14 protein-coding genes, 2 tRNA genes and 1 rRNA gene are annotated in these 19,538 nt (G+C 35.4%); 15 read left to right on the top strand and 2 right to left on the bottom strand.

Going from position 1 to position 19,538, the window contains the following annotated elements; genetic code table 11:
- Positions 1–4 precede the first annotated feature (4 nt).
- The gene (locus MTP08_RS11420; protein WP_243576058.1) at positions 5–646 is read left to right on the top strand and encodes a response regulator; all 642 of its coding nucleotides are present in this window, start codon (positions 5–7) and stop codon (positions 644–646) included.
- 403 nt (positions 647–1,049) lie between these two features.
- Here the strand turns inward: MTP08_RS11420 and rsmA are convergent, their stop codons facing one another.
- Positions 1,050–1,820, bottom strand: a complete 771-nt coding sequence (rsmA, locus tag MTP08_RS11415) for a 16S rRNA (adenine(1518)-N(6)/adenine(1519)-N(6))-dimethyltransferase RsmA (protein ID WP_243576057.1) — start codon at positions 1,818–1,820, stop codon at positions 1,050–1,052.
- A 91-nt stretch (positions 1,821–1,911) separates the two neighbouring features.
- Here rsmA and MTP08_RS11410 point away from each other — a divergent pair, with 91 nt between their 5' ends.
- The 10 genes from MTP08_RS11410 to MTP08_RS11365 all read left to right on the top strand — a co-directional run bounded on the left by MTP08_RS11410 (position 1,912) and on the right by MTP08_RS11365 (position 14,732).
- Positions 1,912–2,808 carry a cell division protein FtsX gene (locus MTP08_RS11410; RefSeq protein ID WP_209389837.1) on the top strand — a complete coding sequence of 299 codons (897 nt, stop codon included), beginning with the start codon at positions 1,912–1,914 and terminating at the stop codon, positions 2,806–2,808.
- 1 nt (position 2,809) lies between these two features.
- Positions 2,810–3,106: a DUF3098 domain-containing protein gene (locus MTP08_RS11405; RefSeq protein ID WP_209389838.1), complete on the top strand. Its 297-nt coding sequence runs from the start codon at positions 2,810–2,812 to the stop codon at positions 3,104–3,106.
- Positions 3,107–3,204: 98 nt separating this feature from the next.
- Positions 3,205–4,023 carry an undecaprenyl-diphosphate phosphatase gene (locus MTP08_RS11400; protein ID WP_243576056.1) on the top strand — a complete coding sequence of 273 codons (819 nt, stop codon included), beginning with the start codon at positions 3,205–3,207 and terminating at the stop codon, positions 4,021–4,023.
- 177 nt (positions 4,024–4,200) lie between these two features.
- Positions 4,201–4,896, top strand: coding sequence for a tRNA pseudouridine(55) synthase TruB (gene truB, locus MTP08_RS11395; RefSeq protein WP_243576055.1), 696 nt, complete (start codon positions 4,201–4,203; stop codon positions 4,894–4,896).
- Positions 4,893–5,450 carry a hypothetical protein gene (locus MTP08_RS11390; RefSeq protein ID WP_243576054.1) on the top strand — a complete coding sequence of 186 codons (558 nt, stop codon included), beginning with the start codon at positions 4,893–4,895 and terminating at the stop codon, positions 5,448–5,450. The genes truB and MTP08_RS11390 overlap by 4 nt, the downstream gene beginning before the upstream one ends.
- Before the next feature lies 1 nt (position 5,451).
- The gene (rluF, locus tag MTP08_RS11385; RefSeq protein ID WP_243576053.1) at positions 5,452–6,174 is read left to right on the top strand and encodes a 23S rRNA pseudouridine(2604) synthase RluF; all 723 of its coding nucleotides are present in this window, start codon (positions 5,452–5,454) and stop codon (positions 6,172–6,174) included.
- Positions 6,175–6,423: 249 nt separating this feature from the next.
- The gene (gene rpsA, locus MTP08_RS11380) at positions 6,424–8,214 is read left to right on the top strand and encodes a 30S ribosomal protein S1 (protein ID WP_209389843.1); all 1,791 of its coding nucleotides are present in this window, start codon (positions 6,424–6,426) and stop codon (positions 8,212–8,214) included.
- 167 nt (positions 8,215–8,381) lie between these two features.
- A complete protein-coding gene (locus MTP08_RS11375) occupies positions 8,382–10,985 on the top strand; it encodes a T9SS-dependent M36 family metallopeptidase (protein ID WP_243576052.1) in 2,604 nt (867 codons plus the stop codon).
- Positions 10,986–11,111: 126 nt separating this feature from the next.
- Entirely contained in the window at positions 11,112–13,685 is a 2,574-nt protein-coding gene (locus MTP08_RS11370; protein ID WP_243576051.1) for a T9SS-dependent M36 family metallopeptidase, read from the top strand.
- Between the two features lie 66 nt (positions 13,686–13,751).
- Positions 13,752–14,732: an EamA family transporter gene (locus tag MTP08_RS11365; RefSeq protein WP_243577755.1), complete on the top strand. Its 981-nt coding sequence runs from the start codon at positions 13,752–13,754 to the stop codon at positions 14,730–14,732.
- A 37-nt stretch (positions 14,733–14,769) separates the two neighbouring features.
- Here the strand turns inward: MTP08_RS11365 and MTP08_RS11360 are convergent, their stop codons facing one another.
- Positions 14,770–15,669 carry a magnesium transporter CorA family protein gene (locus tag MTP08_RS11360; RefSeq protein WP_243576050.1) on the bottom strand — a complete coding sequence of 300 codons (900 nt, stop codon included), beginning with the start codon at positions 15,667–15,669 and terminating at the stop codon, positions 14,770–14,772.
- Positions 15,670–15,743: 74 nt separating this feature from the next.
- Here MTP08_RS11360 and MTP08_RS11355 point away from each other — a divergent pair, with 74 nt between their 5' ends.
- The 4 genes from MTP08_RS11355 (at position 15,744) to MTP08_RS11340 (ending at position 19,444) form a co-directional block, all read left to right on the top strand.
- Positions 15,744–16,766, top strand: a complete 1,023-nt coding sequence (locus MTP08_RS11355) for a 3-oxoacyl-ACP synthase III family protein (RefSeq protein ID WP_243576049.1) — start codon at positions 15,744–15,746, stop codon at positions 16,764–16,766.
- 640 nt (positions 16,767–17,406) lie between these two features.
- Positions 17,407–18,923: ribosomal RNA gene (locus tag MTP08_RS11350) — 16S ribosomal RNA — on the top strand.
- Positions 18,924–19,209: 286 nt separating this feature from the next.
- Positions 19,210–19,283 (top strand) — tRNA-Ile (locus MTP08_RS11345).
- An 87-nt stretch (positions 19,284–19,370) separates the two neighbouring features.
- Positions 19,371–19,444: transfer RNA gene (locus tag MTP08_RS11340), tRNA-Ala, on the top strand.
- Positions 19,445–19,538: the final 94 nt, after the last annotated feature.

Here is a 19,538-nt window from a genome sequence, read left to right as displayed (position 1 = left end):
AGTGATGCCTCCAGAAGATAATTGTAACTACAGATTTTTGTTAGCAGACGATCATAGTCTTATCCGACAGGGAATGGAGTTTGTAATTGAGGAAATAGGATTGGAAGGAGATATTTTTCATGCATCCAATCTTAATAAACTGATGGAAATTATAGAGAAAGAAAGCATTGATTTCGCAATTATTGATGCCATGTTTCCGGATGGTAACAGTTTAGCGGTAATTCCTGAAATTAAAAAGAACAGTCCAAAAACAAAAATTCTTGTTTTTTCCGGGCTTGATGAGCGTTCGCAATCTTTAAGATACATCAATGCTGGAGCAGATGGTTTTTTAAGCAAAATGAGCGAAGAGGAAGAAACAAAAGAAGCTGTTACCAGATTTTGTAAAGAAGGGAAATACCTTTCTTCTGTTACGCAGTCGGCTTTAGTGGAAGTTTATATAAATCCTAATGCTGCAAATCCTCTTCAGAAACTTACTTCCAGAGAACTTCAGATTGCAGAATTATATGCCAAAGGATTGGGTAATCTAGAGATCGCCAACATTCTCGAAGTGAAACAAAATACCATAAGTACCACTAAAAAACGTATTTTCGAAAAATTAGATATTGAAAATATAGTGGAACTGATTGATTTACTTAAAATTAGTTAGTTATTTTTTTGATGAAAGTAAAAATAAGCATTCCTCGAGGGATGCTTATTTGTTTTTTAATTTGTAGATAAATATCTACAACCAAGCCGAATTCTATCTATTGTTCTTTTTTGTTCGAAAGCTCTAATGGTGGTAATTTTACAACATCAAAATAGATCATTAGTTGCTAGTGAGAATTTTGTAAAACACAAATGACGAAAAGAAAATACGATTCTATAAACACATATTGATTAACCTAGTATCTTATTTTATAGTAACACTTTAAACTAAGTTACGCACCAAAAACACAAATAGTTTTCATTCACAAATGATGAAAAAAAGCCTTATTATTATTATTACAGAGCATAAAGCTCTGTAATAAATATAGGGTAAGCTGTTTGGTGAAATAATACAAATCTTTCCGTTAAACGTTTTCTTTCCACAACTTCGTAAAAGAAATAAAATCGGCAACACTAAGTTCTTCTGCTCTTTTATCCATAAATTCATGAGTCTTTAAGTTTTCAGGAATATCAAGAATTTTCAGGGCATTAGAGAGTTTTTTTCTTCTTTGATTAAATCCTGCTTTTACAATCTGCTTAAAAAGAATTTCATTTCCGGCAAGACCTTCCTTAGGATTTCTCGTTAATTTAATGACTCCCGATTTCACCTTAGGTGGTGGGTTGAATACATTTTCATGTACTGTAAAAAGATATTTTACATCATAATAAGCCTGAACTAAGACAGAAAGTATTCCGTAATCTTTAGTTCTTGGTACTGCTGCTGTTCTTTCTGCAACCTCTTTTTGAAACATACCAACCATTTCGGGAATCAATTCATAATAATCAATAATTTTGAAAAGAATCTGCGAAGAAATGTTGTATGGAAAATTACCTATAATAGCAGTCTGTTGCTCAGCTAAAGGAGAAAAATCGTACTTTAGAAAGTCACCTACAAAATTTTTATCGGTGATTTCTTCATGATTATTTTTGAGATAATCAATAGATTCAGTATCAATTTCTGCGAGATAAAGATTTTGTTCTTTTTCTAATAAATATTTGGTGAGAACCCCTGTTCCGGGACCTACTTCCAGAATATTGCCGTAGTTTTCAAAACTAAGTCCGTCTACAATTTTACGGGCAATATTTTCATCGGTCAAGAAATGTTGTCCGAGATGTTTTTTGGCTTTTACACTCAATGTTTTTTATGATTTCGTTAACAATGATTTTCTTTAATTCGTCCCAAATTTCGGAAGATTTTTTCTATTTTAGCCAAAAATTTTAATATTAATGGCTAAATCGGTAGATGATTTTAATAAGAAAAGGCTTAGATCCAGCAATATTACGGTAGTGGTAAGTATTGCCTTGGTCTTATTTTTATTAGGACTTATGGGGCTTATTTTAATCAATGCACAGAAATATTCTGATTATCTTAAGGAGCAGCTTGTTGTAAATGCTTATTTTGATGAAAACTACGATGCTAAAGATTCTGCAAAAATAGCGAAGCTTGAAGATGATGCGGTACAGCAAATTCAAAAAATGGAATCTGTAAAGCATACCAAGTATATTTCCAAGAAAATGGCAACAGCAGAAGCTAAAAAAAGTTTGGGGATAGATACTGAAGCTTTATTTGAAGACGATATTTACCCTGCATCTGTAGAAGTAGCGTTAAAGCCCGAATACAACGATTCCATAAAAATTGTAAATGTACTTAAACAGATTAAGGCAGTTCCAGGCGTTGTAGATGTTAAAAATGATTCAGAATCGCAGCAGATTTACGATAAACTCAATACCATACTGCAATGGATCTTAGGATTTTGTGTTTTATTTTTGGTCTTGGCAATTGTTTTAATCAACAATTCGATACGTCTGAAGGTATTTTCTAAAAGATTTATTATTAAAACCATGCAGCTTGTCGGTGCAAAACGTAGATTTATTTTAACACCATTTATTAAAGAAGCTGTTGTTTTAGGTCTTTTAGGGGCAGTAATAGGATTGCTTGCATTATTTGGAATTTGGTATTACTTTACAACAACCATCAAAACTCCGTTTGTACAGGATACCAACCAGTATATTTGGTTAGTAGCAGGTGTTTTTGGAGTAGGAATATTTATAACGGTTCTAAGTACAATTATTGCGACATGGAGGTTCCTGAGATCTAATGTCGACGATTTATATTATTCATAACATGAGCAAAAAAACAAACAAATTTTCTGCAGAAGATTTTGGAGGCAATACAGAAACTCCTAAAGAAAATAATTTCTATTTCGGAAAAGAAAATTACAAATGGATGCTGATTGGGCTTGCATGTATTGTGCTCGGATTTCTTTTGATGATGGGTTCGGATGCCAATACAGTAAACGGTAAGTTTGATCCTAATTCTTGGAACGAAGATATTTTTTCCATCAGAAGAATAAGAATAGCACCATTATTTGTCGTGATAGGTTTTGCGATAGAAGTTTACGCTATTTTAAAAAGAAAATAGATTACAGTTTTTTATACAGAGATTAAGAAATTCAGAAATTTGGTTATTCGTTACTAAATATCTCAATTTCTTAATCTTTTTTAATTTAATATTTCAAGATGGATTTAATCAAAGCAATCATCATTGCTATCATAGAAGGGCTTACAGAATATCTGCCAATTTCCTCAACGGCTCACATGGGTTTTACCGCCAGTTTAATGGGGATGCAGGAAACCGAATTTCTAAAAATGTTTCAGGTTTCCATCCAGTTTGGGGCAATATTATCGGTGGTTGTGGCATATTGGAAAAAGTTTTTCGATTTCAGTAATTTAAAATTCTATTATAAACTTGCCTTTGCGGTAGTTCCTGCTTTGGTTTTGGGATATTTTCTGGACGATAAAATAGAAGCCGTATTAGGGAATCAGATTGCCATTTCCACGGTTTTGGTTTTAGGTGGGGTCGTACTTTTGTTTGCAGACCAGTGGTTCAAAAATCCTGTCATTCATGATGAAAAAGGAATATCCATCAAAAAAGCAGTAACCATAGGTTTTTGGCAGTGTCTCGCTATGATGCCCGGAACCAGTAGAAGTGCCGCCTCCATCATCGGTGGAATGACTCAGGGGTTATCACGAAAAGCCGCTGCAGAATTTTCTTTCTTTTTGGCAGTTCCTACGATGTTAGCGGTGACGGTTTATTCAGTTTTCGTGAAAACATGGGGAAAAGGAACACCTAATGAAAGCAAAGGCTACGAAATGATTTTTTCATCTTCAGAAAATATCACCGTATTTGTCGTAGGCAATATTGTGGCATTTATTGTAGCATTAATTGCCATAAAATCCTTCATTGGATTGCTCAATAAATATGGCTTCAAACCTTGGGGGTGGTACAGAATTATCGTAGGAATAGGGCTTTTGGTTTATTTTTATTGGTTTAAATAATCTCAGTATTTTTTTTATTTGGGCAGCTTAATCCGTCTTCCACTCCCGCTTTTTTGCTCGTCGTACCTCCTCGCAAAAAGAGCTCCGTTCAAGCCGGGCTGCAGAATCCGGATGTAAATTCATTATTTTAGCCCAATTGAAATTTTTAAAATTATTCACCCCTCATTATTCCTAAAAATGACTTCCGAACAACTACAATCCGGACATATATTTCTCCTGGATAAACCACTTGACTGGACTTCCTTTCAGGCAGTAAACAAACTCAAATATAAACTCAAAAGAGAGTTTAATCTTCCGAAAAAATTCAAAATTGGTCATGCAGGAACCTTAGATCCAAGAGCAACAGGGCTTTTAATTGTCTGTACCGGAAAATTCACCAAAAAAATTCCCGAAATACAGGATGCACCCAAAGAATATTGGGCAGAAATAAAAATAGGCGTACAAACCGAATCTTACGATACCGAAAAACCGGAAATTCTTCAGCAGGACTATTCAAAAGTTACGGTAGAAGATGTGAAAACGGCATTAGACAAATTTTTAGGTGAAATTGAACAGAAACCACCCATTTTTTCCGCCATTAAAATTGACGGAAACCGTGCATACGATTTGGCAAGAGCCGGGAAAGAAGTAGAAATGAAATCCAGAAAAACCACCATTCATTATATTAAAGAGATTGAAATTAATTTCCCTCTAGTTAGCTTTATTGTAGGGTGTTCGAAAGGAACTTATATCAGAAGTCTTGCACACGATATTGGGCAGGAATTGAGCGTTGGAGCATATCTTACTCAGCTTAGAAGAACCAAAATAGGAGAGTATTCTGTTGAAGATGCTCATAAAAATTACCTCGAAAACGATTTTACTTTTTTAGAATGAAAAAATTTTATTTTTTACTGCTTCTAATTTCAAACTTCTTATTTTCTCAGGAAAAACCCAATAAATTGGGTGTTTTTGGTGTAGTGGAAGCCAATATTGGTTTTGATGTTGCTGCGATGATTAAGCAAAGCCAGGTAACCAACGAATATCAGAGACAAAACCTTGATCCCGGAAAATTCAATTATGGTTTTGCGGCACAGGTTGGGTATCAGCCACTCAATTGGTTTGCTTTAGGAACAGGGCTTAGGTACAGTTATGTAGATCCCAACTTTCATGTGATATATTGGACGGTTCAGCCGTTTTTTATTGTGAGTAATCCGCAAGATGAAGAGTTTACCTATATTTCTGCCAATTTTGGAACTCAGATTAATCAGACTGCCTCTAAAAATGCGAAGTTAATAGGTCTTTCCTTCGGTTTTTTTGAACCGATTACTAAAAATCTGGGAAATAAGTTTCAAATTAATTTGGATGTTCAGAACTTTGACGGAAACAGTACTTTTTTTATAGGCTTTTCTTACGGAATTACCTTTTTTTCTAACAAGAAGCTTCAGTAAAATGGAAAAAACACGCATCAACAAATATTTATCCGAAATGGGATACTGCTCAAGAAGAGCGGCAGACAAACTTTTGGAGGAAGGAAGAATTACTATTAACGGAGTTATTCCGGAATTGGGAACTAAAGTTTCTGATGAAGATCTTGTGGAAGTGGATGGTAAAGCTATCCGCGAGCCTCAGGAAGATCATGTATATATCGCCTTCAATAAACCTATCGGGATTGTCTGTACCACAGATACGCATAGAGAAAAAAATAATATTGTAGATTACATTAATCATCCCAAAAGAATTTTTCCTGTCGGAAGGCTGGATAAACCCAGTGAAGGTCTTATTCTTCTCACATCGGATGGAGATATTGTCAACAAAATTCTTCGTGCAAGAAATAATCACGAAAAAGAATATCTTGTGAGAGTAGACAAGCCTATCAACCCGAAATTTCTTGAGAAAATGAGAAACGGTGTTCCTATATTAGACACTGTTACTAAGAAGTGCGAGGTAGAGAAAATAGATGATATGACGTTTCGTATTGTTTTAACTCAGGGTTTAAACAGGCAAATCAGAAGAATGTGTGAGTTTTTGGGGTATGAAGTAAAAAAACTAAAGCGTATTCGGATTATGAATATAAAATTGGATCTTCCGGTCGGCAAATGGCGGGATCTTACCCAGGAAGAGTTTTCTAAACTATCTCTGTTGCTTGAAGATTCTTCTAAAACGAATGAATGATCTTGATTGATTTTTATGTTTAAATTTTTTAAAGCTTTACCTCTTCATAGTAAGGCTTTTGTTTTTTATATCATAAAATATTTTACTTAGAATTTGTATAGATATATTAATAAAAAAATCGTAATTTTGCACCACTTTTCGTGGTAAGGTTTGTGAAAAGTAAAATATTAATAATTAATGACTTCCGTATTTTTTAAAACCACAATTTTTCAAACCGTTAAAAAAGAAGGAATACAAATTTTTTAGAAAATGTCAAAAGAGACAAATTCAGCAGAGGTTTTATTAAACCAAAACGTAGCACCAGAACAATTTGACTGGGATTCTTTCGAATCTGGTCTAGATGCAGATGCAAGAAAAGAAAAAAGTGATCTTGAAGAAATCTACAACGGATCTCTTAGCAGCTTAAATGATAACGACGTTATCACTGGTAAAGTTGTAAGATTAACTGACAAAGAAGCTATCGTAGACATCGATTTCAAATCTGAAGGTGTTATTTCTCTTAACGAATTCCGTTACAATCCAAACTTAAGCGTAGGTGATGTAGTTGAAGTAATGGTAGACAGAAGAGAAGACAAAACAGGTCAGTTACAATTATCTCACAGAAAAGCTAGAACGCTTAAAGCTTGGGATAAAGTAAATGAACTTCACGAAACTGGAGAAATCGTTAACGGTTTTGTTAAATCTAGAACTAAAGGTGGTATGATCGTAGACGTACACGGAATCGAAGCATTCTTACCTGGTTCTCAAATCGATGTTAAGCCTATTAAAGATTACGATCAGTTCGTGGGTAAAACTATGGAATTCAAAGTTGTGAAAATCAACCCTGAGTTCAAAAACGTAGTTGTATCTCACAAAGCATTGATCGAAGCAGATATCGAAGGTCAGAAAAAAGAAATCATCGCTCAGTTAGAAAAAGGACAAGTTCTTGAAGGTACTGTTAAGAATATTACTTCTTACGGTGTATTCATCGATCTTGGAGGTGTTGATGGATTAATCCACATCACAGATCTTTCTTGGTCTAGAGTTAACCATCCATCAGAAATCCTGGAAGACGGGCAAACTGTAAAAGTGGTTATCCTTGATTTTGATGACGAGAAAACAAGAATCCAATTAGGTATGAAGCAATTAGAAGCTCATCCTTGGGATGCTCTTTCTGCTGACTTGAAAGTAGGTGATAAAGTAAAAGGTAAAGTAGTAGTTCTTGCAGACTATGGTGCATTCGTAGAAATCGCTCCAGGTGTTGAAGGTCTAATCCACGTTTCTGAAATGTCTTGGTCTACTCACTTGAGAAGTGCAGGTGATTTCGTAAAAGTTGGTGATGAAGTAGAAGCAGAAGTTCTTACTTTAGATAGAGAAGACAGAAAAATCTCTTTAGGTATGAAACAATTATCTAAAGATCCATGGGAAAATATCGAAGCTAAATATCCTGTAGGTTCTCAACATGTTGGAACTGTAAGAAACTTTACAAACTTCGGTGTATTCGTAGAATTGGAAGAAGGAATTGATGGATTAATCTACATCTCTGATCTTTCTTGGACTAAGAAAATTAAGCACCCATCTGAATTCTGTGCAGTTGGTGATAAATTAGATGTTGTAGTTCTAGAATTAGACATCCAAGCTAGAAGATTATCTCTAGGTCACAAACAATTAACTGAAAACCCTTGGGATAAATTCGAAACTAAATACGCTGAAGGAACTGTACACGCTGGTAAAGCTGTAGAAGTACACGATAAAGGTGCTTCTGTACAATTTGAAGATGCTGAAGTTGAAGCTTTCTGCCCATCTAGATTATTAGAGAAAGAAGATGGATCTAAAATCAAGAAAGGTGAAGAGGCTGATTTCAAAGTAATCGAATTCAACAAAGAGTTTAAAAGAGTAGTAGTTTCTCACACAGGAATCTTCAGAGATGAGGAGAAAAAGAATGTGAAAGAATCTGCTAACAGAAATGTATCTTCTTCATCTAACAACGAAGAAAGATCTACTCTAGGAGATATCGATGCATTAGCAGAATTGAAAAAGAAAATGGAAGGAGGTAAATAATCTCACTCACATTTTAATATAAGAACCACTCGAAAGAGTGGTTTTTTTGTTATATGATTTTAGATAAAAACTCTTAAATTTTACGCTTTAATATATTTTATGAATAATTCAATATAAATTCAATTTCATTAATTTTTAATTGTACATTTGCGCACTTATAAATTAAAATGAAAAAAGTAGTTTTACCACTTGTAATTGTTGTTTTGTCAACATTATCCTTGAAATCATTTGCACAGTCAAATGAAACTTTAATTAAAAATTATATTTCTCAAAATAAAATTAAAGAATATAAGAAATCAGATCTTAATGAATTTGTTATAGATAATGTAGATTCTTCAAAATCATTAGATGGTGATATAATTAAAACACAGCAAACTTATAAAGGTTATCCGGTTTATAATGCAGTTGCTACTGCTTTAGTAAAAAATGATAAAATTGTTTATTACACAGATAATTTTATTAAAGATTATAGAGTCGCTGCTGAAGCTACAGCTTCAATTACCCCAAAAATAGCCCTTAACAAAATAGCTCTTGATGTTGGAAAAGCCGAAATTTCTAATCTTCCAATTATTAAATTTTCTGATGCTGGAAATAATAAGCATCTCGCTGCTAAACAAAGATTGGTATATGTTTCCGATGAATCTGGTAGTTTGAAGTTTGCGTACGAATTTTTAGTACACGAGCCTAAATCTTCTAACCATTGGAGTTATCTTATAGATGCACAGTCGGGAAATATTTTAAGTAAAGAAAATATTAATCTATCTTGTAGCTTTCACGAAGGAGCTTATAGTAGAGATTCTGAAACTTACAATGTTTTATTTCCTCAAAATAAAGAATATTACAATACAAGTAAAAACAGTTTGGTTTTGTCGGCAGACAATGCTTCGTACAATGTTTTTGCACTACCAACCGAAGCTCCAACTTTTGCTTCGAGAAGTATAGTTACCAATCCCTGGATTTTAGCATCTTCACCAGAAGGGTGGCATTCTAATGGGTTGCTTCATTATACCATAACAAGAGGTAATAATGTCTATGCTTATGATGATAAAGATGATGATGAAACTACTTTCGGATTGTCTCCTGATGGAGGAAGTGTAAGAAATTTCAATTTTCCTTATGATGCTAATGCGAAAGCAATTAATAATTTATCTGCTTCTACTACCAATTTGTTTTATATAAGCAATATGGTGCACGATATTTTTTACAAATTTGGCTTTACAGAATCCGCAAGAAACTTTCAGAATAATAACTTCGGAAATTTAGGAGCAAGTGATGATGAGGTTTTTGCTGAGTCTCAAGACGGAGGAGGGTATAATAATGCTAATTTTGCACCTTATCCTGATGGGTATAATCCAATAATGCAAATGTATCTTTGGATTGCGTCTAATAAAAGGTTGTTTTATAATGCTCCTTCGGATGCAGTTTCACGAAATGTTGTTGGAGGTTATGCGCAATTTGGTCCAGAACTGAATGATGTAGGTGTTACCGGAGATGTAAAATTTGCAAGCAATGTTACAGGTTGTACACCTTTTCCTGCTGGAGAGTTCACAGGAAAAATAGGTCTTATTGAAAGAGGAGGTGGTTCTAGCTGTAGTTTCCCTGTAAAAGTTAAAAATGCTCAGGATGCAGGTGCGATAGGAGTTATTATTTATAATGATGCGGCAAATGGATCTACATTGGGAATAATGCAGGGAACAGATCCTACAATTACAATTCCGTCGATTTTAATAAGTAATTCTGAAGGAACATATATTAAGAGTAAATTATCTTCAAATATACCGGTGAATGTAGATTTAAGACTCGATGCAAAATACGATGGAAGCTTTGATAACGGTATTGTTACTCATGAATATGGACATGGGATTTCCAATAGATTAACAGGAAGTGGGTATAATTGCTTAAACTCTAACCAGAGCAAAGAACAAATGGGCGAAGGTTGGTCAGATTTCTTTGCATTAATGCTAACCAACAAGCCAGGAGATAATGCATCAGTGGCAAGAGGCATAGGTACGTATGCTTCTGGGCAACCTATTACTGGCGGAGGGATAAGACCTGCAAAATATTCTCCTAATTTTGCTATAAATGCTTATACTTATGGTAACACAAACGGGATGGAGTATAACAATGGGGCGGCAATAGTTCCTAATGTTCATTCAATTGGTTTTATTTGGGCAACAATGCTTTGGGATCTTAATTGGGAATATGTAAATAAATATGGATATTCATCCGATGTTACTTCAAATGCCACAAGTGGAAGTGCGAGAGTTTTACAATTAGTAACTAATGCACTAAAACTACAAGCGTGTAACCCAACTTTTATAGATGGAAGAAATGCTATTTTGGCTGCAGAAATGGCAAAGACGGGTGGTGCAGACAGATGTATGATCTGGAGAACTTTTGCTAAAAGAGGTCTTGGAGTAGATGCTTCAGCGGGAACTAAAACAAGCATTAATGATCAAACAGAAGATTTTACAGTTCCTACAGAATGTGTGCTTTCAACTTCTGAAACAGAAAGTGTTAAAAATGCAGCAATTTCAATTTATCCAAATCCAGCCAAAAATGAATTTTTCATTAATTTCCCGAAAAATATTTTAGGAAAAGTAAATGTTGAAATCTACGATATGTCGGGTAAACTTGTTACTTCAGAAAACAAAATTTCTCCCGATTCTAAAAAATCAATTTCTACAGATAAATTGGTTAATGGAACGTACATGGTGAAAGTAAAAGGATTAGGTATCGATACAACAGCTAAAGTTATCGTAGCCAAATAGTAATTTTAAAAATTATTAATACAAAGACTGTTTCATTAGAGACAGTCTTTTTTATTGGAAAGATTTCTTACTTTTATAAGGCGAAACAGTGTAGTTATGAATAGTAAATTTACTTTTAAAATAAATATGAGATATTTTTTTATTCTTTTTATTTTAATTCCGTATTCTTTTTTTTCTCAGGAAAACCAAAGATTGCTGAAAAATTATATCTCTACTACACAAGTTCAGAATTTTAAAAAACCGGATTTAACAGATTTTAAAATAGATAATACCAATTTTTCTCAATCGTTAAATGCAGAGATTGTGAAAACTCAGCAAATTTTCAAAGGGTTTCCGGTGTATAATTCTGTGGGTACTGCTGTTATTAAAGATGAAAAAATAATTTATTATGAAGATAATTTTATTAAAAACTATTCTTATTTTTCATCAGAAATAGCGTCTGTTACCAAAGAGAAAGCACTTCAAAATATTTCAACTTTTTTGAATGAAAAAGAAATTGAAAATTATGCAATTCTTAATGAATCCGATAAAGAGCCGGAAAATAAAGGTTTTGTCAGACAAAAACTGGTGTATTTTACAGATCGGTCAGATTTGAAATTGGCTTATCAGTTTTCTGTAAAAGATTTAAAAAGTTCAAAATTTTGGAATATCATTGTTGATGCTCATTCAGGGGAAATTATTCTGAAAGAAAATCTAACATTAAGCTGCAGTTTTCATCCTGATGCCTATTCTCGGAATATCATAAACCCAAACTTAGAAAATAAGAAAGAAGAGGTGAAAAATTCACTTCTTTCACCTGATAACGCAAACTATAACGTATTTCCTTTACCTATAGAAGCACCTACATTTGGAAATCGCTCCATAGTATCAAATCCTTGGATTTTATCTTCTTCACCAGAAGGATGGCATTCAACAGGAATAGATAAATATACTATTACAAGAGGAAACAATGTTTTTGCGTATGAAGACAAAGCAGATAAAAATCAGCCAGGATATTCTCCGGATGGTGGTTCTGCACGAAGTTTTAATTTTCCTTTTTCTCTTAATGGAAGTCCAGCCTTCAATCAAAATGCGGCAATTACCAACTTATTTTATACAACCAATAAAGTTCATGATATATTTTATCAGTTTGGTTTTACAGAATCAGCACGAAATTTTCAGCAGAATAATTTCGGGAAAGGTGGTGTCGGAAACGATTATCTTTTAGCTGAAGCTCAAGACGGCGGTGGACTGAATAATGCAAATTTTACTACTCCAGCAGATGGAAATAAACCTGTTATGCAAATGTATCTTTGGTCTACGGTAAACAGGTATTTTTATTATAATGCACCTGCTTCAGCGGTTGTGCGTGTTCCTCAGGCAAGTGCTGCCCAGTTTGGTCCTTCATTAAATAATGTTGGCGTAACAGGCGATGTGGTGGTAGCAAATGTAATAAATGGATGTTCACCGTTAGCTGCCAATTCTTTAGCAGGAAAAATTGGGCTTATTGAAAGGGGAGGTGGTACGAACTGTACTTTTGTATCGAAAGTGAAGAATGCTCAAGATGCTGGTGCAGTTGCTGTAATCATTTATAACAATCAGGGAGCCGCAAATTTTCCTTCTTCAATGGGAGGAATAGATCCGTCTATAACTATACCTTCAGTTTTAATCAGCAATACAGAAGGTGAATATATTAAAACACAATTAAATAATTCTTTAACAGTAAATGTAAGCCTGAAAAGCGATCCCAATACTGCAGTAACTCCCGATGGAAGTTTTGATAATGGAATTATTACTCACGAATATGGTCATGGAATTTCAAACAGATTAACCGGAAACGGATTTACATGCCTTTCAGCAGTTCAAAGTAAAGAACAAATGGGAGAAGGATGGTCAGATTTTTTTGCCTTAATGCTTACCAACAGCATAGGAGATAATGCTTCAATTCCTAGAAGTGTGGGCTCTTATGCAAGTGGAGAACCTAAAACCGGATTGGGATTTAGACCTGCAAAATATTCTCCGGATTTTTCTGTAAACGATTATACTTACGGAGATACCAATGGAATGGAGTTTGAAGAGGATTCGCAGATAGTTCCGGATGTTCACAGAATAGGTTTTGTTTGGGCGTCGATGCTTTGGGATTTACATTGGCAGTATGCAGCAAAATATGGTTATTCCTCAGATGTTGTAACAGATAAAAATAGTGGAAGTGCCAAAGTTTTACAGTTGGTAACCGATGCATTAAAATTACAGACCTGTAATCCTACGTTTATTGATGGCAGAAATGCAATTTTGGATGCAGAAATTATTACTTCTAAAGGAGAAGACCGTTGTATGATTTGGAAAACATTTGCAAGAAGAGGTTTAGGATTGAATGCATTAGCAGGAAGCAAAACCAATATAAACGATCAGGTAGAAGATTTTTCTGTACCTGCGGACTGTAGAGACGGTAATACAAATGCTCCCGTAGACCGAAATCTCATCAGAATATATCCCAATCCTGCAAAAGATGAATTTTTTATTTATTTGAAAGATAATACCATAGGTAAATTGTTTGTTCAGGTGTATGATATGTCCGGAAAACTTGTGCTATCCGAAAACCGATCTTCTCCAGATGCAAGAATTCCTGTTTCTACTAAAGATTTCGAAAATGGAGTTTATGTAGTAAGTGTTCAGGGAATTGGGGTAGATTTTAAAACAAAATTGATTGTTCAGAAATAATTTTGTAATTGCTTCTGTAAAAAATAACAATATTATTTATTGTATATTTGCCGGCTTTTAAAAAAAATTATGAAGAAGAACATTGTAAAAGGAATTTTGTTTGTGGCATTAGGAGCCAGCGTTTATGGGATGTTGGCAACTTTCGTTAAAATGTCTTATAAAGATGGTTATACAACAGCAGAAGTTACTACATCGCAGTTTGTTTTAGGATTAGTAGGACTTTTAATTTTGAATTTTATTCAGACAATAACTTCTAAAAAGAAACTTTCATCACCCACTGCAAAAGAAACGAGAGGTTTGGTTCTTGCAGGAACTTCGTTGGGATGTACGAGTTTGTTTTATTATATTTCAGTTCAGTATATTGCTGTTTCGGTTGCAATTGTCCTTTTAATGCAGTCGGTTTGGTTCAGTGTTGTAGTAGAAAGCTTTTTGGTGAAAAAATTTCCCAACGCAAGAAAAATATTGGCAACCATTATTGTTTTATGCGGAACTGTTTTAGCAACTAATTTAATTCATTTGGAGGTAACGCTCGACTGGAGAGGGATATTTTGGGGTTTATTGGCGGCGGCATCATTTACAGCAACCATGTTTACTTCCAATACCATAGCTACGCATCTTCCGGTACTCAGAAAAAGTATTATTATGCTGAGTGGTGGCTCTGTTATTATACTTGTATTTTTGTTTTTTGCTCAGATAGGTCCTATGCATTTTGATGCACTAAAATCATTTTATTTAAATTTTACAGACAATACAGCACACATAAAGCCATTTAATACATCTATTTTTTGGAGTTACGGTTTTGTATTGGCACTATTTGGAACCATAATCCCGCCCATTTTATTCAACTTGGGATTTCCCAAAACAGGTTTAGGCTTGGGAAGTATAATTTCGTCTTTAGAACTCCCGGTTTCCGTAACGATGGCATTTTTTCTGTTAAATGAAAAAGTAATTTTAATTCAGTGGATCGGAATTCTTTTAATCCTCATGGCAATTATTTTAATGAATTTGCCTTCAAAAAAGAATAAATCAGAAATTCAGATTACCTAAATATTTAAGAACCGTTTCTTTTGAAACGGTTTTCTTTTTACCATTGTTTTCTTCTTGCGTATATAAAAGTTATTACTACAATGGCGAGCATGATGCCTAAAGTAATATAGTAGCCAGATTTGGTGTGGAGTTCAGGCATATTGTCAAAATTCATTCCGTATAAACCTGCGATAAAGGTGATGGGTAAAAAATATACAGAATAAATTGCCAAAACTTTCATTACCTGATTGGCTTTCTGATCCGAAAGGGCTAAAAACATAGAAATTAAGTTGGTAATTTGGGCATTAAGATGATCGAAATCTGTTAAAACATCTTTGTGCTTATCCTTTAAATCTACAAATTCTGCATCCTGAATATCAAGCAGCTTAAATTTATCAATAGCATCAATAGAAATAGTCATTACACGGGAGTTGAGACCAGATTTTCTTTTCAGTCGGTAAAGTCTTCGGATTTCGTTGGTATGGTTGGTATTTTTCAGGAAAATTTCATTTTCGATATTATCCATTGTTTCAAATAGGCTCAGAGATTCATCATCAAAGCTTTTCATAATGAGCAGACTTATTTTCAGAGCTATTTTATCGGGAGAATAAAATTCATTATTGGCAGAAAGACTTTTTTTGGTTTCAGAAATACTTTTTGTTTTCATTCTGTGGATGGTGATAATCGTTTTTTCAAGAATGAAGATTCCTATTTTTGTGCTGATATCGCTTATTGTATTCAGGTTTTTCCGTTCCAGTTCAGTACTTTCACGCAGGAGAAAAAATTTCACCTCACCATCTTCCTCATATTTGGGGAGGTGGTTAGGATCCATGGTATCTTCCAGAAGAAGATTATTAATTTGGTATCTTTCATGTAGAAACTGCATGTCTTCTGCAGTAGGAGCTTCTACGTCTATCCATTCGCAGTTAGAATCTCTGTAAAATGTATTAATCGGCATAAAGTAAAAATACTGATATTTTAAAATAGTATGTATTCAATAAGTTTTATATTTGCCAAAATTAAACAAACTATATGATTAAAAGTACAATAAAAGGAATAGGATTTCATGTCCCGGATCATGTTGTTACCAATGATGATTTAGCAAAATTAATGACGACCAATGACGAATGGATTACAGAGCGTACCGGCATTAAAGAAAGAAGACACCGTCTCAACCGAAATGATTCTCACGAAACTTCTGCATATTTAGGATTTAAAGCTTCCGAAAAAGCACTTCAAGATGCAGGTTTAAGTTCAAAAGATATAGATTACATTATTTTTGCAACGCTTTCTCCGGATTACTACTTTCCTGGATGTGGAGTTTTACTTCAGGAAATGTTAGGCTGTGATACTATTGGAGCTTTAGATGTAAGAAATCAGTGCTCCGGATTTATATATGCGATGAGTGTTGCCAATGCATTCATAAAATCTGGTGCATACAGAAATATTCTTGTTGTGGGAGCTGAAATTCATTCATTTGGGTTAGATTTTTCGGATGAAGGACGAGGGGTTTCTGTTATTTTCGGTGACGGAGCAGGAGCAGTAGTTCTTTCTGCAACCGAAGATGAAAATGCAGGAGATATTTTGGCAATGAACATGCATTCTGAAGGGAAATATGCAGACGAACTCTGTACGCAGTTTCCGGGTTCCAAATTTGGCTGGAGCGACAGGATGAGAAAAGAACCAGAAAATGTTACCAATAAAGAAGTATATCCTATTATGAATGGGAATTTTGTTTTCAAGAATGCTGTAACACGATTTCCGGAAACCATGCAGGAAGCATTATCTAAGGCAGGTAAAACAATAGAAGATTTGGATATGTTTATTCCACATCAGGCAAATCTCCGAATTGCACAGTTTGTACAGCAGAAATTTGGACTTCCGGATGAAAAAATATATAACAATATTCAAAAATACGGTAATACAACTGCAGCATCTATCCCGATAGCGCTAAGTGAAGCGATTGAAAAAGGGAAAATTAAAAGAGGAGATTTAGTTTTACTATCCGCTTTTGGTAGTGGCTTTACTTGGGGAAGTATTTTGTTTGAATATTAATCAACTTCTTTTTATAGCTTATCTTTACCTCCTTTCGGGAGGTATTTTTATGTGCTTACCTTTATTTTGGGACATTTATTTGTGCAAATGATGATCGAATTCTCGCTTTCAGATAAAAAAAGCAAACATTTGTTTAAAAAAATAGTAACTGATCTCCATGCTGTTATGGGTTTAGTGTTACGTAATGGTAAATTTTATGTTAAATTAATTTGTTTTGTGTTTGTATGAATATCTATCTTTGCGGCACCGAAAAACGGAAGTTAAGTAGGTAGCGCAGGAGAGTAATTGATAAATAGCTTTAAAAGAGGTAACGAAAAAAACTTTAATTTTTTTTAAAAAAGGGATTGTGGTTTTAAAAATAGTTATTATCTTTGCAGTCCCGATTAGGGGAGAGCAGGAGCGTTATTGATAGGGGTGTTTGGGAGTTAGGGTTAATTAAAAAAAACTTTAAATTTTCTTCAAAAACATTTGGTCATTAAAAAATAAGTTATTACTTTTGCACTCGCAAATACGGAGCGACACTGACAGAGAGATTGCTACGTTAAAAAGCGGAAGAAAAAAAGATCATTGACATACAATATAACAACCAAGTAAGGAAAAACTAAAGCGTTAAAAAACTTTGAGTGAGTCAGACAAACATACAATGGAGAGTTTGATCCTGGCTCAGGATGAACGCTAGCGGGAGGCCTAACACATGCAAGCCGAGCGGTATTGTTTCTTCGGAAATGAGAGAGCGGCGTACGGGTGCGGAACACGTGTGCAACCTGCCTTTATCAGGGGGATAGCCTTTCGAAAGGAAGATTAATACCCCATAATATATTAGATGGCATCATTTGATATTGAAAACTCCGGTGGATAGAGATGGGCACGCGCAAGATTAGATAGTTGGTGAGGTAACGGCTCACCAAGTCGATGATCTTTAGGGGGCCTGAGAGGGTGATCCCCCACACTGGTACTGAGACACGGACCAGACTCCTACGGGAGGCAGCAGTGAGGAATATTGGACAATGGGTGGGAGCCTGATCCAGCCATCCCGCGTGAAGGACGACTGCCCTATGGGTTGTAAACTTCTTTTGTACAGGGATAAACCTATTTACGTGTAAATAGCTGAAGGTACTGTACGAATAAGCACCGGCTAACTCCGTGCCAGCAGCCGCGGTAATACGGAGGGTGCAAGCGTTATCCGGATTTATTGGGTTTAAAGGGTCCGTAGGCGGATCTGTAAGTCAGTGGTGAAATCTCACAGCTTAACTGTGAAACTGCCATTGATACTGCAGGTCTTGAGTAAAGTAGAAGTGGCTGGAATAAGTAGTGTAGCGGTGAAATGCATAGATATTACTTAGAACACCAATTGCGAAGGCAGGTCACTATGTTTTAACTGACGCTGATGGACGAAAGCGTGGGGAGCGAACAGGATTAGATACCCTGGTAGTCCACGCCGTAAACGATGCTAACTCGTTTTTGGGCTTTATGGTTCAGAGACTAAGCGAAAGTGATAAGTTAGCCACCTGGGGAGTACGTTCGCAAGAATGAAACTCAAAGGAATTGACGGGGGCCCGCACAAGCGGTGGATTATGTGGTTTAATTCGATGATACGCGAGGAACCTTACCAAGGCTTAAATGGGAATTGACAGGTTTAGAAATAGACTTTTCTTCGGACAATTTTCAAGGTGCTGCATGGTTGTCGTCAGCTCGTGCCGTGAGGTGTTAGGTTAAGTCCTGCAACGAGCGCAACCCCTGTCACTAGTTGCCATCATTCAGTTGGGGACTCTAGTGAGACTGCCTACGCAAGTAGAGAGGAAGGTGGGGATGACGTCAAATCATCACGGCCCTTACGCCTTGGGCCACACACGTAATACAATGGCCGGTACAGAGGGCAGCTACCAAGTGATTGGATGCGAATCTCGAAAGCCGGTCTCAGTTCGGATTGGAGTCTGCAACTCGACTCTATGAAGCTGGAATCGCTAGTAATCGCGCATCAGCCATGGCGCGGTGAATACGTTCCCGGGCCTTGTACACACCGCCCGTCAAGCCATGGAAGTCTGGGGTACCTGAAGTCGGTGACCGTAAAAGGAGCTGCCTAGGGTAAAACAGGTAACTAGGGCTAAGTCGTAACAAGGTAGCCGTACCGGAAGGTGCGGCTGGAACATCTCATTTTAGAGCGTTGAAGAACGTTAAACAAACAAGTACGCAAGTACAAAAAAAACTTACTTAAAGTTCAAGCTTTAGTTTTTATTTGGTTGTCATATATAAAAGATAAATGATGAAAGATCATTGATTAATAATAGCAGAGATGCTTAATCACTCATCCAACATCGATTATCAATTATAAAATACAAAACCCACTAGAAATTAGTATAGGGAGAGAGACAAAAGATGGTAGATAAAAGAAGATAGACTTAATGGTCTTGTATCTGAAATCTATTATCTCAAATCTAAATGAAGTCTCGTAGCTCAGCTGGTTAGAGCGCTACACTGATAATGTAGAGGTCGGCAGTTCGAGCCTGCCCGAGACTACTAATTGAAAAGACGGGAAGACATCAGATAAGAGACATCAGACAAAAAAGTCTAAAGTCTGTAATCTGACATCTGAAGTCTACTAGCGGGGAATTAGCTCAGCTGGCTAGAGCGCCTGCCTTGCACGCAGGAGGTCAAGGGTTCGACTCCCTTATTCTCCACGGATTGTACGAAGTACGAAAGTACAGAGTATAATGTATGAGGGTAATAAAAGGAAATGTATACTACATAGTGACGGAGCCGTCATTAGAACAT

It is taken from the genome of Chryseobacterium oryzae (genome assembly GCF_022811665.1).
GTDB classification, from domain to species: Bacteria; Bacteroidota; Bacteroidia; order Flavobacteriales; family Weeksellaceae; genus Chryseobacterium; species Chryseobacterium oryzae.
Note: the sequence above shows the minus strand (reverse complement) of the source record. Positions and strands in the feature narration are given on the sequence as shown.

Coding starts and splice junctions, on each gene's coding strand:
- MTP08_RS11410 (WP_209389837.1), top strand. CDS start 1,912: ATGGCTAAATCGGTAGATGATTTTAATAAGAAAAGGCTTAGATCCAGC.
- MTP08_RS11390 (WP_243576054.1), top strand. CDS start 4,893: ATGAAAAAATTTTATTTTTTACTGCTTCTAATTTCAAACTTCTTATTT.
- MTP08_RS11375 (WP_243576052.1), top strand. CDS start 8,382: ATGAAAAAAGTAGTTTTACCACTTGTAATTGTTGTTTTGTCAACATTA.
- rluF (WP_243576053.1), top strand. CDS start 5,452: ATGGAAAAAACACGCATCAACAAATATTTATCCGAAATGGGATACTGC.
- rpsA (WP_209389843.1), top strand. CDS start 6,424: ATGTCAAAAGAGACAAATTCAGCAGAGGTTTTATTAAACCAAAACGTA.
- MTP08_RS11355 (WP_243576049.1), top strand. CDS start 15,744: ATGATTAAAAGTACAATAAAAGGAATAGGATTTCATGTCCCGGATCAT.
- MTP08_RS11360 (WP_243576050.1), bottom strand. CDS start 15,669: ATGCCGATTAATACATTTTACAGAGATTCTAACTGCGAATGGATAGAC.
- MTP08_RS11420 (WP_243576058.1), top strand. CDS start 5: ATGCCTCCAGAAGATAATTGTAACTACAGATTTTTGTTAGCAGACGAT.
- truB (WP_243576055.1), top strand. CDS start 4,201: ATGACTTCCGAACAACTACAATCCGGACATATATTTCTCCTGGATAAA.
- MTP08_RS11400 (WP_243576056.1), top strand. CDS start 3,205: ATGGATTTAATCAAAGCAATCATCATTGCTATCATAGAAGGGCTTACA.
- MTP08_RS11370 (WP_243576051.1), top strand. CDS start 11,112: ATGAGATATTTTTTTATTCTTTTTATTTTAATTCCGTATTCTTTTTTT.
- MTP08_RS11405 (WP_209389838.1), top strand. CDS start 2,810: ATGAGCAAAAAAACAAACAAATTTTCTGCAGAAGATTTTGGAGGCAAT.